This window comes from Bacteroides sp. AM41-16, assembly GCF_003603495.1.
Classification (GTDB): domain Bacteria; phylum Bacteroidota; class Bacteroidia; order Bacteroidales; family Bacteroidaceae; genus Bacteroides; species Bacteroides uniformis.
In genome coordinates this window covers 70,887-84,651 of the sequence record NZ_QTNE01000001.1, presented here as the reverse complement: position 1 = coordinate 84,651, position 13,765 = coordinate 70,887, and the positions used below count along the sequence as shown (strand labels likewise).

Below are 13,765 nucleotides of genomic sequence, written 5' to 3'. Positions count from 1 at the left end.
CTGGCTTGCGAAAGTCGGGGCAGTTTTATATGTTTACTGTACAATGCAGTATTTATAAAATATCCTTGTATTTTTTCAAGGCATTGCTCTTCATTTCATTCTCCTCCTTGGTTAGGGCGAACCCCATATACTTGCAGGTATGGTCGTTACGCAGGATACATATACACATACGCTTATAGGTGGGAATTTCTCGGAACTCTTCTATGTCAATGTCATCCAGGTAGTCCATTCGTACTGGTTTCTTGTCTGTCCTATAGTTGGTGCTGTCACCTACCTGGATGGGGATATTGCGGTCTTTCAGCTTCTGTATGACTTCATCACTGAGAACTCCACCCTTTTCCTTCCAAAATTTGATACTGGTTTCCAGCTTGGCCTGGTATCTTCTCCTGGTATGTTCCGGCAGGGTCGAAAGCAGGAATTCCATGAATGACTTCCAGGTATATCCATCCGGCAGACGTATCGCTCTCCTTCCTGCCGCACGGGTATTGCCGTAAAGTCCGGCAAAGCCGACTCCGTTTACACGTCCTATCATCCGTCCCCAAGTATTGGGGTCAATGACTTTATACAAGGCAAGGCTCTCAATGGCCTCACTGATGAATGGACTTGCCACCCGTTGCCGGTCAAGGCTTACCCCGGCTTGGTAGTAGAGGTCGTATAGTTTATTGTAATCCCATCGGAATTTGCCGTTGGCAATCCATATATCCTCCGTTTTCCAGTCGAACAGTGGGTATAGGTTATACACACCCTCACCGATTTTCGTGCTCCATTGGTAATCCTTATATTGCTCTTTCACACCTCGATAGATTGTGCGCCAACGGTTGTAGCTTTCTTGGGTACGTATGCCCACCAGACAGCAGGTACGCCGTGCAGCTTTCCGTTGATGGAGCCAACGGGAAAACTCTGTCTGAAATTCATAGTCCCACATCCTGCGGTTATAGAAAGGGAAATCGTCTACAGTCATTGCGCCCTCCGGCATTTCTCTGACCCATGCTTCCTTTTTTGCTTCGTCCCAGGGACGCCAGTAGTTCTGGTACATGGAGGTACAGGTCGTTACACGGAAAGGCACGCAGACACGGTACACGTCCAGCATGTCCTTGTTTGCCTCCAATACCCGGTCCACATAGTCAATGGTCATACTGTACTGTATCTCATAGTCCATGTGGAACACTCCAATCCTGCGCTTCAGCCGGTTCCTACGCATATAGTCCAGACATAGGTTCAGCAACACTCCGCTATCCTTTCCACCTGAAAAGGAAATGTATATATTGTCGAACTCTTTAAAAATCACTTCCAGTCTTTCCTGGATTAATTCATATACATTCTTTGGGCTCATATGGTGTAAAAAATTATAAGTAGTGACAAAATTAATGCAAAGCCTCAATATTTCCTATAACTTCGGCTTCTATATCATTTGTAATTGGCTTCAATTATCTATATTTGTGCAGGCTAATTCATAAAAACATAAATAGCAATTATGGCAGAAGAAAGTAAATATTCCTATGACGAGGAATCCGTCAAGGCAATAATCGAATGGGCACAAACAACCCAGTTACCCAAGGAGGTGATGCTAAGTGAGGCAGAACATATTTTTGACACCTCTATGTATGTTAATGCGAATATCTGCGATATTAAGCAGCACTATCCGGATGCTTTCTACAATCCGGCCATTGATAGATTGTATCGGTTGAAGGAATTTATTGAGTCAAACAATTAACTATATAGAAATGACATTTCCTATTTTAGACATAGAAAAAAGTAGCGTTGAAAAATATTTGAGTAATATGGTTCAAGACTCAAATCATCGCTTTAAATCATGGGAATATTGCTATACGGCATTCGGTAATTTAGATTCAGTAGACTATTTATCTCTTCACCTTGCTTTTTATTTAGCGAGTTGGGGAATGTATAGAGGTAGTTGTGGAATACTTTGGAAAGATTATACGATTCATATGGATGCCGTAAACATAATAAGGAAATTTCATTCCCTACGAAAAGAATGGTTTACAATGGATGATGTTTCTCAAATAATGAAGTTGTACAATGCGCTCAAAGATTACTACAGTAAAATCACATATTATAAACCGGAAAATAAGACTTCATCCTTAAACCTTGCTGCGACAGATACTCTGATTACTAAAATCATGTTGGGAACCATTGGCTGTGTTCCTGCATTGGATGACTTGTTTAAGCGGGCATTTCATTGTCAAGGCAAGCAGTTTGACGAAGAATTATTAAAGCGGATAATTGATTGTTCTCAGAGCAATAAAGATACAATACAGCAATGCCAAAGATATATTTCTGAAAAACTTCACTACCACTATCCATCAATGAAAGTTGTAGATATGTGTTTTTGGCAAAAGGGATTCGATGATTTAAAAAACAGAGTAACCAAGAATGGCAAAATTAGATGAGGTTTTAAAATTAGTGAGATTATACGAAGAGAAGTATCGTCACCCAAGTCTTACACGTTTTTCAGTTAGTAACAAGTATGATTTGTTTCCTGGGAAAGAGAATATGGAAAACTGCTGGCCCCAATGCTACCCATATGCCGATAGGCCTGGAGTCTATTTGATTATGGACGATAAGGACAATGTGCTATATATAGGTAAATCATCCGTTGCCATTGGCAGAAGGCTTGGAAGTTATTTTTGTTATGATGGTGAAGGGAAATGCCGGGTTAGAAGCCCTTATTGGAGCACGTCACCTAAATATATTGCAGCTATTGCGGTTCCATTTGATTCGGCTTTTGAATGTGCCGCTTTAGAAGAATTCTTATTAGCCAACGTGCAGACGACTGATAATTCCATTTTTCAAAGATAAAAATGAATATGACTTTTGTTGAATAAAGCATGATTCTTTAATATGGCAGAACTCAAATATACGTATGCTCTTGATAAGAATGAAAATTGCATTGGTATTGGAAATGCTCAGAAAGGAATAGAATATCGATGTCCTCATTGCAAAGGAGAAATGGTTGTAAAAGAAGGTTCTATTAAAGTAAAGCATTATGCTCATAAGATAAGACCGCAAAACTGTAGCTACGAAACTTATCTTCATGCTCTTGCCAAGAAAAGAATTGAAGAGTGGTTTAATTCAGATAGTGCATTAAATATCTCTTTTAGAACAAAAGATAGATGCTCTAATTTTGAACATTGTCTATGGAATCATGATGACTATACTTCTTATTGTGAGAAAAAATCGAGCCGATCTTTTAACTTAAAGAATTATTACAATGTAATCACTCGAGAAAAAACATATAAAGGTTTCCGGGCTGATTTACTTCTTTCTGATTCTGAAAATAGACATGAGCCTATTTTTATTGAGATTTTAGTTTCACATCAATGTGAGAAGGAGAAGATAGAATCTGGGATGCGTATTATTGAAGTTGCTCTAAGCTCCGAATATGAATTAGACGATATTATAAGAAATGGAATAATTTCAGAAGATGAAACAACAATGTTTTATAATTTTAGGCGTAAAGATGGGATTACTAGAACATGTGGGATGCAACTCAATAAATTCGTATTATTAGAATCAATGAAAGGTTTATATAAGCGTATTAGTTGTAATGAATATACCCATCGATATTCATCTGCTATATTTGAGATTACATTCGATTATTATACTAATCGTACTATAGATCCTTTGACTTTTGGTTGGGTAATTGCCTATAAAAATTATGAAAATGTGAGAAATTGTTTCTTATGTAAATATTATAAAACGAATTATTATACGAGCGAGAGGATATGTTGTTTGTATAAGAAAAAAGGTATTGAAAGGCATTGCAAATCCAGTGAGGCTTTAAGATGTAATGAGTTCAGTATTGATAAAAATATTATAAATGAAAACTGTGATTATTTATCATATATTACATATAATATCTGGAAAAAAGGTATGGGGAATGAGGGAATAGATTATATAAAAGGAAAGGTAGCCCAATAAGTTGCCTTTTCCTTTGTTCATATTTCAGTAACAATTCATACCTTGTATATGACATGTCGGGGCTTTTTCGTTTGCGTGCCTTTTCTTTTATAAAAATTCCCTCAAATCACGTAGGGAATTTCAGAAACACATTTGTCTTTATAGTAGAATCCGGTGTATAGTGTTAGTATAGTCCTTCTTTCAGCCATTGCAGTTTCTTTATACTGGATTTACAGAATGTTCCAACATTGTGTGCTCTAATTGATTGTAGATATTGAAAGGAACATGCTGGACCTCAGCTTTTATGCGGCTGAGGTTTTGTCGGAGATAAGAGTACGTTGTTGAACGTGCGATGGAAATATGTGTTTAACCAAATTATTAGTTATGAAAAAAGTAATTTATATGGTAATTGCATTTGCTATGGCTTTAGCCGGGTTATTTATGCTTATGTTTATGTCATTTGATTAGTGAATGTCTGTTTGTTGACTGTTTTATAGAAGGGGCAGCTTATTCAGCTGCCTTGTTCCATTTCCCAGGAATTAAGTAATCCATATTGTGTAATTATTCCCCATGTGTGGTACTCAGTTCCACATATTTCCACACATAATTATTCCTTCTTGTTTTTATAATATGCTGATGTATAATGTATTATGTACTGATGTACATCATGGCATATCGTTTGTCCTATAGTTAATACAAAAACTATATTTATTTACTTAAAACTTACGATTATGAAAAAAGTATTGGTAGCATTAGCAATGGTTATGGGATTAGGCAGTTCAGTAGCATTTGCTTACGTGGTTTCTGGAACACAGTCTGTAGAGCAAACTCAGCAAAATCCTCAGGATGAGTTCACAAAAGTGGAAGTAAAAGACTTGCCTCAGGCAGTTATGAATGTCTTGGCTAAGGACTATGAGGGGGCTGTAATAAAGGAGGCTTTCATTTCCGAGAAAGAAACCGGTAAGATTTATAAGGTTGTGTTGACCATCACCAAGGAAAATCAATCCACTGAAGAAGTGACGGTACTTCTGAATGAAAAAGGAGAAACTGTAGAATGAATGGAAACTCTGTAGTGGTTCGGCATCCATCTACAGAGATGATTTGAGATACTTTTATGTCTATCTCGTTAATGCGAAAGGGGCGGCTGAATAGTCGCTCTTTTTGTTTATATTGTAATAATAGTTCGTTTCTTTTTTGTCAGAAATTCCTATTATAGAGGGTTGTTTTATACAAAATAATGTTTATATTTGTATTCTAATCCCTATTGTATTATGAATGACAAACAACAACTTCTAATTGATTGTATTTCCCTTCTTCCCGTTATAGGCATTCTGGTTTTGATAACTGTTGCCAATGACCAGCTTGTTACTATGGTTGCTGCCTATGTGCTTTGCGGAGAACTCTTATGTGTATTGGTTAGCAGGATATTAAATTTGTACTATATTGATGTGGCTTTTGTTTGGTTGGGTGGGATTATGCTTTGGCTGTGGTATTGGCTCTGGTTGGAGTCAAGCCATGTAGTGATGGAGATTGTGGAAAGGACAGTTGAATGAATCGCTTCTTTTTCAGTAAAAAATCCCCGTAGCTGCTCAACTACGGGGATGGTGTCAAATAACAGAGTATCAATATGAGATACTAAGTGAGCCTATTCCATTACAGATAAATCATTGTCAACTTCATACTGGTTACAGCCAAAAGCCGCACACATTAAAATAAAACGTTCTTTTATACCTAATCCAGTATATCTGTCTACGGCTCCACTGCCTTTTGCATGAAGTCCTGCTGCGTATTTATCTATCTGAACTTTATTCATTAAATCTACATGAGTTTTACGGGCAAGTTTACTGCTTGCAATCTCATATATGGATTTGTACTCATTTGTTTCCAATGCCGCACTAAACATTGCCACTTTCCGGCTAATCTCACAGTATTCAAGTAGTTTTTTTATTTGATAATTGTACCCGGTTTCACCATTGCCATCAGGATAATAGGGTAACAAAGCATTGCTTGGTAGCCTACCTTTATACTTCATAATAATATCATAAGCAATACGAATGATGGGAGTTTTTATCTCAGTGCGTATAAGTCCATCCTTGTGTGTTTTCTGAGGTAAATAATGAATGTAAGGTATTCCTTCTTCAATGCTGATATTATCAAAAGTGAATCGTCTGAAATCACCTATACGGCAACCGAAACAACATTGAACAACGAATACATCTTTTACTCGCTGCAATGTTTCGGGACATTCTTTGTGGACAACTTCATTGAATTCTGTTTTGGTGAGAAAGAAAGGCTCGTCATATTGTTGCTTCATAATGGACTCTTTTTCTTTTCCTATCTTGCGGAAAGGAGATACGGGAATAACATCATTACTTTCAAGCTCCACCATAAATGCTTGTAATAATAATAGTTTCTCAGCAATTGTATTCTGGCTTCTTTCCTTTGATGGTATATTCCGCTTATTCATTTCTGCGTACAGTTCTGGAAATTTTTCAACCAGAGTGTATTCTTTGCGTAGAAAATCACGAAAATTTAGAATATGTTCCTTATTGAATTCATTGACCGGCAACCCGTCAATGCCATTGATAATGAGGAATCGAGTCAGTTCCCTTATCACTACATCGTAATGTTTCTTTCTGCCGGGACCTATTACACCTGCATTTAGCCATCCGTCAACATAGCGTTGGAACATACTACACATGGATTCCTCTTCACTGCTGATGTTATATTTTTCAGGATGTAAGTGCTGGTCTATTAAGATTTCCAGTTTTTCACTGGTTAATTCTTTGTTGCTCCCATAAATGGATAAAATTAGATTCTTCCGTTCTTCAATAGATGTGTTAAATGATGTTCTTATGTCTAACTTTATAATACTTTTAGCCTTATATTTTTCAGTCTTGGCATCCCAAAGAGTAGGAGAGACCATAATATCTGATTTGTGGAATAACTGTACATTGCGTCCATCAGATAATCGAAATCTGACATTTACCTCTTTATCTTTCTTCCCAGTTCTTATAAATGCTTTTACTGTAGTCATATATTCTCTGTTATATCGGTTGTGCAAATATACATAAATTGCACAACTCAGTTCAAATATTGCACAACATAATGCAATGGCATGCAATATAATATTTTTATATTACTCTGATTTTTAATATAATGTTATATGTATTGGTTTTATAGTATTTTATATTCCGAATCGCAACGGAATCACAAGGAAAAAACCGCAAATGGCTAAAAAAAGCTTTTGCGGTTTTCTTGTTTTAGAATTAGAAAATGTCCGCATTTTGTCAGCATAGGTTGTAATGGGAAACAAATTGGAGTATTTGGTTTACATTGCAGGCAAGATTTATTTGCGATACCTGGAGAAAAAATTATCAATCCAACGGACTAGATATACTATAATAACTCCGGCTATGACCATACTGATAATACGTACCAACATAATTTATAGAATTAAAGATTTGTTTTTATGGAATAATAATGTGCAAAGATAATTGATTGGTGGAGAAACAAAAACTCTGGAAAGGATATAAAGATAGGAATTAACGCATATTTTCACGGATATAATCTTCTATTGTAAAATCACTCTTATATCTAGATATTTCCGGATTCTTCTCTACAGTCGTAATGCAACGTTTTTCTTTACCAAGTACCAACCGGTTTAGGAAGCTCAGGATGTCATGACGATTATCCTTCATAGGAGAATAGGATAGGGAATGTCCTATACCTTCCGCTATATAGAAATAGTATGCTGTCTCTTTTTCTTTCAGTTGCATACAGATAAAGTTTGAGCCCCATAGCCCCATTTCCTCTTCTACTACTGCCTTAGTAAAAGGAACCGTGCTGTCGGCATCACCATGGAACAACATAAGAGGACAAGGGGACATTATCCATTTTGGAATACCATTGGCACAGATTGCTCCAGAAAAGGAAATGACCCCTGCATAATTGAAATTGGCAGGTAATCTGTCCGCAAAAGCCGTTTGATTGCAAATCTCATACTCTGCTTGAAGGGCAGTTATCGCACCTGCACTTGAACCGCAAGCTATAATTTGTGCAGGATTTATTTGCCATTCTACACTATGCTCAATTATATAATTTGTAGCATCACCAAAATCTTCTACAGCACAAGTGATTGCTTGTTGCAGGGCAGAAGAGAATCCTTGCAAGTCCGAATACTCCGATTTATCTATATCCTTTAATTGGGTACGGTAATCTGTTGATACTACCACATAGCCGGCTCGTGCCAAAAAATGAAAATAAGAAATGTAATCGGGATTATCTCTTCTCCCGCCTTTGAAACCTCCCCCAAATGCAAAAAGAATGACGGGCTTTGATTGTGTCCCTTGTATTTGATCAATCATTACATACTTGTCCAGTTTCAGAGTATCAACCTTTTTGATGGCAAAAATATATGTTTGCTTGTCAATATGCTGTGCATGCACAACAGTAGCTATACTCAATAATGAGCATGCCATCAAGATAAAAATAAAGCGTTTTCCCATATTCAGTTTATTCTATTAATGCTGCGTGGATTATCTGACCTACAAAGATAGAATAAAACTATAACTAAAAAGGGGAAAGATGACATTTAGACATAAAAAAAGGCTATCTATCCCAGACAGCCAATCTTTTTTATTAACCTTAAATCTAATACTATGAAAAACACAGTACAAAGATACGTACTTGCAGGAGATATCCAAATTTTAGCGGGTAATCAGCGGATATTATAACATGGTTTAGTAGAATATTATTTCCGTTAACTATTAACATAAATAATATTCAATTTAACAGAAGAAGGAATTAATATTCCTCATCAGTGATTGCAAACTTTAGTCATGTCCACTGTAAATCCACCATTGGCGGGTATAAATTTTCCTTTTCTTTTAAGAAATTCTATCAGGGTATCTACATCCATATTGTTGGCAGAGCAGGTGAAAAAACGCTGCTGCTCGCCGAATTTTTGGATAATGGCTTCTCTCAATGATAACTCAGTATAACTATTACCTTCCATCATGTGAAGGACTTCATGTGCATGTAATTGTTCCATAATCTTTTTTTGTGGCAAAGATAATATGATATTCTAAGTATAAGTGTAACATATGTGACAAAGCCCAACACACATATCCGGATATTTGCTTTTACGTAAAATAACACTTGTTACGACTATGCTAAAAACCTCAAAAAAAGTAAAAAGGTTTTGCTTCTATACCATTGTAAACTAACTTTGGGAATCAACTTTTAAATGAATTAAAGCATATGAAAAAATTAATCTTATCTATTGCACTATGTTGTGCAGCTACGAATTTCTTTGCGCAGAATGCTGACCCTGCCCAGTTGGTCAACGATGGTAAGGCTGCTCTTGAAGCTAAAAATTACCAGGAAGCTTACACAAAATTTAGTACTTATCTGACACAAACAAACAACCAAGATTCCGTAATTGCATATAACTGTGGCGTTTGTGCCGATAAGATAAAGAAACCTGCCGAAGCTTTGAAGTATTTTGATATTGCTGTACAGAAAAAGTATAACCTGGCAAATGCTTATATAGGTAAAGCCGGTGCTTTGAAAGATTTGAAGAAAAATGATGAGTATGTTGCCACTTTAAAGGAAGGGCTGGAAGCAAATCCCGGTAATAAGACATTGACTAAATTGTATGCCACTTATTACGTAAATCAAGGTATCATGGCGCAGAAAGCCAAAAAGATGGATGCAGCCGAAGAAGCATTTAAACAAGCCATAGCTATCCAAGCAGATAATGTAAATGCACTTAACAGTCTGGGTTCTTTGTATTATAGTAAGGGTGCCAATACCATGAAAACAGATGTAGAAAAAGCAAAAGTTGAATTCAAGGAAGCCAAAGAATATTTGGATAAACTTATTCCATTGCTCTCTGCGGACAAACCAGCTCAAAAGAAAATGATGGATAATGCAAAAACGATGTTGAACTTCATCGACAGTCAAGTGAAATAAAAGACTCATATATAAAAAAGAGGCAGATATCTGAATTGATATCTGCCTCTTTTTTTGCGTTATGAAATGACTATTTAGTTCTTCTCAGTACAACAGCTGTACGTGCCGGTATGTAAAGCTTCAGCCACTCCTTCTTGTCTTTTTTGTAAAGCGGGTCGTGGATGGTAAAATGTTTGATGGTATCATCCGTCAAACCATTACCGCCATAATCTGGATTATCTGTATTCAAAATAACTTCATAAGTTCCGGCAGGAACCAAGAAACCGTAATCAGTAAAAGACTGCTTAGGGTTGAAGTTGAATACAAAAATCAAGTCCTTGCGCATATAGGCCAATACCTGGTCACCGTCATTATGCCATATTTCTTGGACCGGAGTAGCCTGGAAGTTCTTTATGCTTTTTACAACTCCCAACATGGCAGCATCAAAGTCACCCATATAATGATATGCCAGATTCTTGTTGTCCACCAAATTCCATTGGCGGCGGGCATATTTACAAGACCAACCGTTACCTTCACGGGGGAAGTCAATCCATTCCGGATGTCCGAATTCATTGCCCATAAAGTTAAGATAACCGCCATTGATAGTAGTCGCAGTCAGTAAACGTATCATTTTATGGAGAGAAATGCCTCGATTTACGGTATAGTTCTCGTCTCCTTTCTGCATGTGCCAGTACATATCCGCATCAATCAAGCGGAAAATGATGGTTTTATCGCCCACCAAAGCTTGGTCATGGCTTTCCGCATAGGAGATGGTCTTTTCATCTTTGCGGCGGTTGGTCACTTCCCAGAACATGCTGGATGGCTTCCAGTCTTCATCTATTTTCTCCTTGATTGTCTTAATCCAATAATCGGGAATATTCATGGCCATACGGTAATCAAATCCGTAGCCGCCATCTTCATATTTTGCCGCCAGTCCGGGCATTCCCGATACTTCTTCGGCAATGGTGATGGCTTTGGCATTGACCTGATGGATAAGCCGGTTGGCAAGTGTCAGATAACAAATGGCATTGTCGTCTTGATGTCCGTTGAAGTAATCTCCATAATTACAGAATGCTTCTCCCAAACCATGACTATAATATAACATGGAGGTTACTCCGTCAAAGCGGAAGCCGTCGAAATGATATTCTTCCAGCCAGAATTTACAGTTAGACAGCAGGAAGTGAATAACTTCGTTCTTGCCGTAATCAAAGCAAAGTGAATCCCAAGCTGGATGTTCCCGACGTCCACCGGGATAGAAATATTGATTAGGATCACCGGCAAAGTTACCCAAGCCTTCCACTTCATTCTTCACAGCGTGTGAATGGACAATATCCATGATAACGGCAATCCCCATACTATGGGCTGTATCAATCAACTCCTTCAGTTCTTCCGGAGTACCAAAACGGGAAGAAGCGGCAAAGAAACTGGAAACATGGTATCCGAAGCTACCATAATAGGGATGTTCCTGGATAGCCATAATCTGTATGCAGTTGTAGCCTTCTTTGGCGATACGTGGAAGAATCTTTTCCTGAAATTCCTTATAGCTACCGACCTTTTCCTCCTGCTGAGACATACCGATATGGCATTCATATATCAATAAAGGATCTGTAGATGGCTTGAAAACCCGCTTTTTCATTTTATAGGGTTTCTCCGGAGCCCAAACCTGGGCACTGAATATTTTAGTCTGTTCGTCTTGTACGACACGTGTAGCCCATGCAGGAATGCGTTCACCGCAACCACCGTCCCAATGTACCATCAGCTTGTACAAGTCACCGTGTTTCACGGCATCAGCAGGAAGCTTGATTTCCCAATTACCGTTTGCTTTACGCTTCAAGCTATATTTTTTTTCTTCTTTCCAATCGTTAAAAGTTCCGACCATAAAGATTTGGGTTGCGTTAGGCGCCCATTCACGGAAAACCCAACCATCGTCAGTACGATGCAGGCCGAAATAGAGGTATCCGGATGCAAAATCAGACAAGGTTAGTTTTCCTTTGTTGGTCAATTCCGATTCTTTGTCTATGGCATGTTGATGACGTCCGTTGATGGCATCGGCAAAAGGTTCCAGCCATGGGTCATTCTTGATTAAATTCAATGTTTCCATAAAGAGGATGAGTTTTGGATATTTGATAAATTTACGCTTTAACTTTCACAATTATTTTTTTTACACCGTCAGGGGTAATACCCGGAGCATGCCCGTCCTGAGGGAAAAAGATAGCAAACATTCCGGGCTTCACTGCAATATAGTCCTCCGCCAGTCCTTCAAAAAAAGTGATGTCTTTTTCCGCATTGTAAGGAGCATCAACCGGAAGGCAGTCTTGGGCGGCGGTATAACCCATTATCTCCGTACCGGACAAGGGTATTTGAATGTCAATATAGTCTTTATGGGTTTCCAGTTTGGCATTTTCTTTTTCTTTTGGGTTTGTCTGCGCCACGTTGACCAGCAAGTCCTTTCCTTTCAGTTCGGTCTTGCCGATTTCCAAAGAGTGCAAGTCATGTGATTTTAAAAAATCAATGGCCTGCTCAAACAGAGGATGCAGCAAAGTATATTTTTCTATGTTTTCAAGTCTGTCTATAACCATAATTCAAATGTTTTAAGTTAGTTATATAGGTAAATTATTCAAAGTCGTCTATGGTGTAATTCACAAAATCAGAAAAACGCTTCATCTGCTTGAAGATGTCGTCTGTACGATCCAAAAAGTCTGGAGCAAGAAAGAAGCTGTCCGGCTGGCAGCAGGCAACCGTATACTCTTTACACTGAAGGTATTTCAGATAGGGATAGTCCTTTGGAAATCCTTTTGGAGCTGTTTTTAGAAAATTCTCTCCGATGACGGGAAAGTATTGCTTGAAAGCAGGATCTTCCACTATACTGCGAAATTCATCTATATTGTCGTGTACCGCTTGTCGCAGAGCTCTTAACAAGGGCGGGGGAGGACAATAACTTCCACCGGCCAACAAGCAGTTTCCCGGTTCCAGATGCACGTAATAGCCACAATGGTCGGATTTCTTTCCTTTCGCATTGATATATCCTCCCAGATGTGTCTTGTAGGGAGTTTTATCTTCGGAAAAGCGTGTATCACGATAAATACGGTATGTACAGTCCTTTGCTTCTATACCACGGATGCTTTCATCAAATAAAGAGATACGGGAGATAATTACTGTAAGCAAGTTTTCAAACTCGCTGCGGGCGACTTCATACTGTTCCCGGTGAGAATTGAACCATTCACGATTGTTGTTTGCAGACAGTTCTTTCAAAAATTGAAATATAACAGGGATATTCATATCATATTCTTTCCTTATTATCTGCCAAATTTACGGATAATATTTCTAACATGCTACAAAGAAGGGTAAAAAAAAGCATCGGCTCTGGTAAACCGATGCTCCTTACACATTTATCAATCAAACAGACGCTTCTGTTTTTGATGTACTTACTTATCACAAGCGGGTACGTCTCTTTTAATTAATCTTATATCTAATACTATGAAAAACACATTTATATAACACAACAAATTGGAATTTTGTTCATGCAGATGAGGATAACTTTAGCATAAAAAAATGGGTGGGTCATTTTATTCTGCATCCGGTTTGCACTATCTTTGCAAGAAAATATGTAGAATATGGCCGAATATAAATTTGATGAAGATAGCGTTAAAGCGCTGATAGCTTGGGCAAAGAGCACATCTTTCCCTCAAAGTGTAACATTGTCTGATGCTGAGAACATAGTGGATGTGAAACGTTTTGTGCAAGCTAACCTGAGTGACATAGATGCACATTATCCTGATGATTTTTATAATCCTGCCATCACGCGGCTATATCGGCTGAAGGAATATATGGAAGAGAACAAATAAAGACTTGGCACTGATTATGCGGAAAACCACGAAGCGATTAAGAA

The 13,765-nt window shown here is 37.9% G+C and carries 15 protein-coding genes; 8 read left to right on the top strand and 7 right to left on the bottom strand.

Annotation, left to right across the window (positions count from 1 at the left end):
• Positions 1 to 52 precede the first annotated feature (52 nt).
• A complete protein-coding gene (locus DW896_RS00390; protein ID WP_117958695.1) occupies positions 53 to 1,333 on the bottom strand; it encodes a DUF3440 domain-containing protein in 1,281 nt (426 codons plus the stop codon).
• Positions 1,334 to 1,474: 141 nt separating this feature from the next.
• Between DW896_RS00390 and DW896_RS00385 the strand changes: the two genes are divergently transcribed.
• From DW896_RS00385 to DW896_RS00360, 6 genes are all read left to right on the top strand, one after another.
• Positions 1,475 to 1,714 carry a hypothetical protein gene (locus DW896_RS00385; RefSeq protein ID WP_117958694.1) on the top strand — a complete coding sequence of 80 codons (240 nt, stop codon included), beginning with the start codon at positions 1,475 to 1,477 and terminating at the stop codon, positions 1,712 to 1,714.
• Between the two features lie 10 nt (positions 1,715 to 1,724).
• Positions 1,725 to 2,411: a hypothetical protein gene (locus DW896_RS00380; RefSeq protein ID WP_117720828.1), complete on the top strand. Its 687-nt coding sequence runs from the start codon at positions 1,725 to 1,727 to the stop codon at positions 2,409 to 2,411.
• A complete protein-coding gene (locus DW896_RS00375) occupies positions 2,395 to 2,820 on the top strand; it encodes a GIY-YIG nuclease family protein (RefSeq protein WP_117720827.1) in 426 nt (141 codons plus the stop codon). Before DW896_RS00380 ends, DW896_RS00375 begins: the two co-directional genes overlap by 17 nt.
• Before the next feature lie 42 nt (positions 2,821 to 2,862).
• On the top strand, positions 2,863 to 3,942 hold the full coding sequence (locus DW896_RS00370) for a competence protein CoiA family protein (RefSeq protein WP_117720826.1): 1,080 nt from the start codon (positions 2,863 to 2,865) through the stop codon (positions 3,940 to 3,942).
• Between the two features lie 710 nt (positions 3,943 to 4,652).
• Entirely contained in the window at positions 4,653 to 4,979 is a 327-nt protein-coding gene (locus tag DW896_RS00365; protein WP_008664637.1) for a hypothetical protein, read from the top strand.
• Between the two features lie 213 nt (positions 4,980 to 5,192).
• Positions 5,193 to 5,474 carry a hypothetical protein gene (locus DW896_RS00360; protein ID WP_005837084.1) on the top strand — a complete coding sequence of 94 codons (282 nt, stop codon included), beginning with the start codon at positions 5,193 to 5,195 and terminating at the stop codon, positions 5,472 to 5,474.
• Between the two features lie 92 nt (positions 5,475 to 5,566).
• Here DW896_RS00360 and DW896_RS00355 read toward each other — a convergent pair whose 3' ends face one another.
• The 3 genes from DW896_RS00355 to DW896_RS00345 form a co-directional block, all read right to left on the bottom strand.
• A complete protein-coding gene (locus DW896_RS00355; protein WP_008664635.1) occupies positions 5,567 to 6,958 on the bottom strand; it encodes an integrase in 1,392 nt (463 codons plus the stop codon).
• Positions 6,959 to 7,466: 508 nt separating this feature from the next.
• Positions 7,467 to 8,429: a S9 family peptidase gene (locus tag DW896_RS00350; protein ID WP_008664634.1), complete on the bottom strand. Its 963-nt coding sequence runs from the start codon at positions 8,427 to 8,429 to the stop codon at positions 7,467 to 7,469.
• 311 nt (positions 8,430 to 8,740) lie between these two features.
• Positions 8,741 to 8,974, bottom strand: a complete 234-nt coding sequence (locus tag DW896_RS00345) for a YecH family metal-binding protein (protein WP_005825578.1) — start codon at positions 8,972 to 8,974, stop codon at positions 8,741 to 8,743.
• A gap of 209 nt (positions 8,975 to 9,183) precedes the next feature.
• Here DW896_RS00345 and DW896_RS00340 point away from each other — a divergent pair, with 209 nt between their 5' ends.
• Complete coding sequence (locus tag DW896_RS00340) at positions 9,184 to 9,897, top strand: hypothetical protein (protein WP_005825577.1); 714 nt, start codon at positions 9,184 to 9,186, stop codon at positions 9,895 to 9,897.
• Positions 9,898 to 9,967: 70 nt separating this feature from the next.
• Here DW896_RS00340 and DW896_RS00335 read toward each other — a convergent pair whose 3' ends face one another.
• From DW896_RS00335 to DW896_RS00325, 3 genes are read right to left on the bottom strand one after another with little or no spacing between them, the layout of a single operon-like run.
• Positions 9,968 to 11,977, bottom strand: a complete 2,010-nt coding sequence (locus DW896_RS00335; RefSeq protein ID WP_005825576.1) for an alpha amylase C-terminal domain-containing protein — start codon at positions 11,975 to 11,977, stop codon at positions 9,968 to 9,970.
• A 31-nt stretch (positions 11,978 to 12,008) separates the two neighbouring features.
• Positions 12,009 to 12,455, bottom strand: coding sequence for a YhcH/YjgK/YiaL family protein (locus DW896_RS00330; RefSeq protein ID WP_005825575.1), 447 nt, complete (start codon positions 12,453 to 12,455; stop codon positions 12,009 to 12,011).
• Positions 12,456 to 12,489: 34 nt separating this feature from the next.
• Positions 12,490 to 13,155 (bottom strand): DUF2461 domain-containing protein, encoded by a 666-nt coding sequence (locus tag DW896_RS00325; RefSeq protein WP_008664625.1) that lies wholly within the window; start codon positions 13,153 to 13,155, stop codon positions 12,490 to 12,492.
• A 335-nt stretch (positions 13,156 to 13,490) separates the two neighbouring features.
• Here DW896_RS00325 and DW896_RS00320 point away from each other — a divergent pair, with 335 nt between their 5' ends.
• Positions 13,491 to 13,721 (top strand): hypothetical protein, encoded by a 231-nt coding sequence (locus DW896_RS00320; RefSeq protein WP_009038443.1) that lies wholly within the window; start codon positions 13,491 to 13,493, stop codon positions 13,719 to 13,721.
• Positions 13,722 to 13,765 lie beyond the last annotated feature (44 nt).

Coding starts and splice junctions, on each gene's coding strand:
- DW896_RS00390 (WP_117958695.1), bottom strand. CDS start 1,333: ATGAGCCCAAAGAATGTATATGAATTAATCCAGGAAAGACTGGAAGTG.
- DW896_RS00385 (WP_117958694.1), top strand. CDS start 1,475: ATGGCAGAAGAAAGTAAATATTCCTATGACGAGGAATCCGTCAAGGCA.
- DW896_RS00380 (WP_117720828.1), top strand. CDS start 1,725: ATGACATTTCCTATTTTAGACATAGAAAAAAGTAGCGTTGAAAAATAT.
- DW896_RS00375 (WP_117720827.1), top strand. CDS start 2,395: ATGGCAAAATTAGATGAGGTTTTAAAATTAGTGAGATTATACGAAGAG.
- DW896_RS00370 (WP_117720826.1), top strand. CDS start 2,863: ATGGCAGAACTCAAATATACGTATGCTCTTGATAAGAATGAAAATTGC.
- DW896_RS00365 (WP_008664637.1), top strand. CDS start 4,653: ATGAAAAAAGTATTGGTAGCATTAGCAATGGTTATGGGATTAGGCAGT.
- DW896_RS00360 (WP_005837084.1), top strand. CDS start 5,193: ATGAATGACAAACAACAACTTCTAATTGATTGTATTTCCCTTCTTCCC.
- DW896_RS00355 (WP_008664635.1), bottom strand. CDS start 6,958: ATGACTACAGTAAAAGCATTTATAAGAACTGGGAAGAAAGATAAAGAG.
- DW896_RS00350 (WP_008664634.1), bottom strand. CDS start 8,429: ATGGGAAAACGCTTTATTTTTATCTTGATGGCATGCTCATTATTGAGT.
- DW896_RS00345 (WP_005825578.1), bottom strand. CDS start 8,974: ATGGAACAATTACATGCACATGAAGTCCTTCACATGATGGAAGGTAAT.
- DW896_RS00340 (WP_005825577.1), top strand. CDS start 9,184: ATGAAAAAATTAATCTTATCTATTGCACTATGTTGTGCAGCTACGAAT.
- DW896_RS00335 (WP_005825576.1), bottom strand. CDS start 11,977: ATGGAAACATTGAATTTAATCAAGAATGACCCATGGCTGGAACCTTTT.
- DW896_RS00330 (WP_005825575.1), bottom strand. CDS start 12,455: ATGGTTATAGACAGACTTGAAAACATAGAAAAATATACTTTGCTGCAT.
- DW896_RS00325 (WP_008664625.1), bottom strand. CDS start 13,155: ATGAATATCCCTGTTATATTTCAATTTTTGAAAGAACTGTCTGCAAAC.
- DW896_RS00320 (WP_009038443.1), top strand. CDS start 13,491: ATGGCCGAATATAAATTTGATGAAGATAGCGTTAAAGCGCTGATAGCT.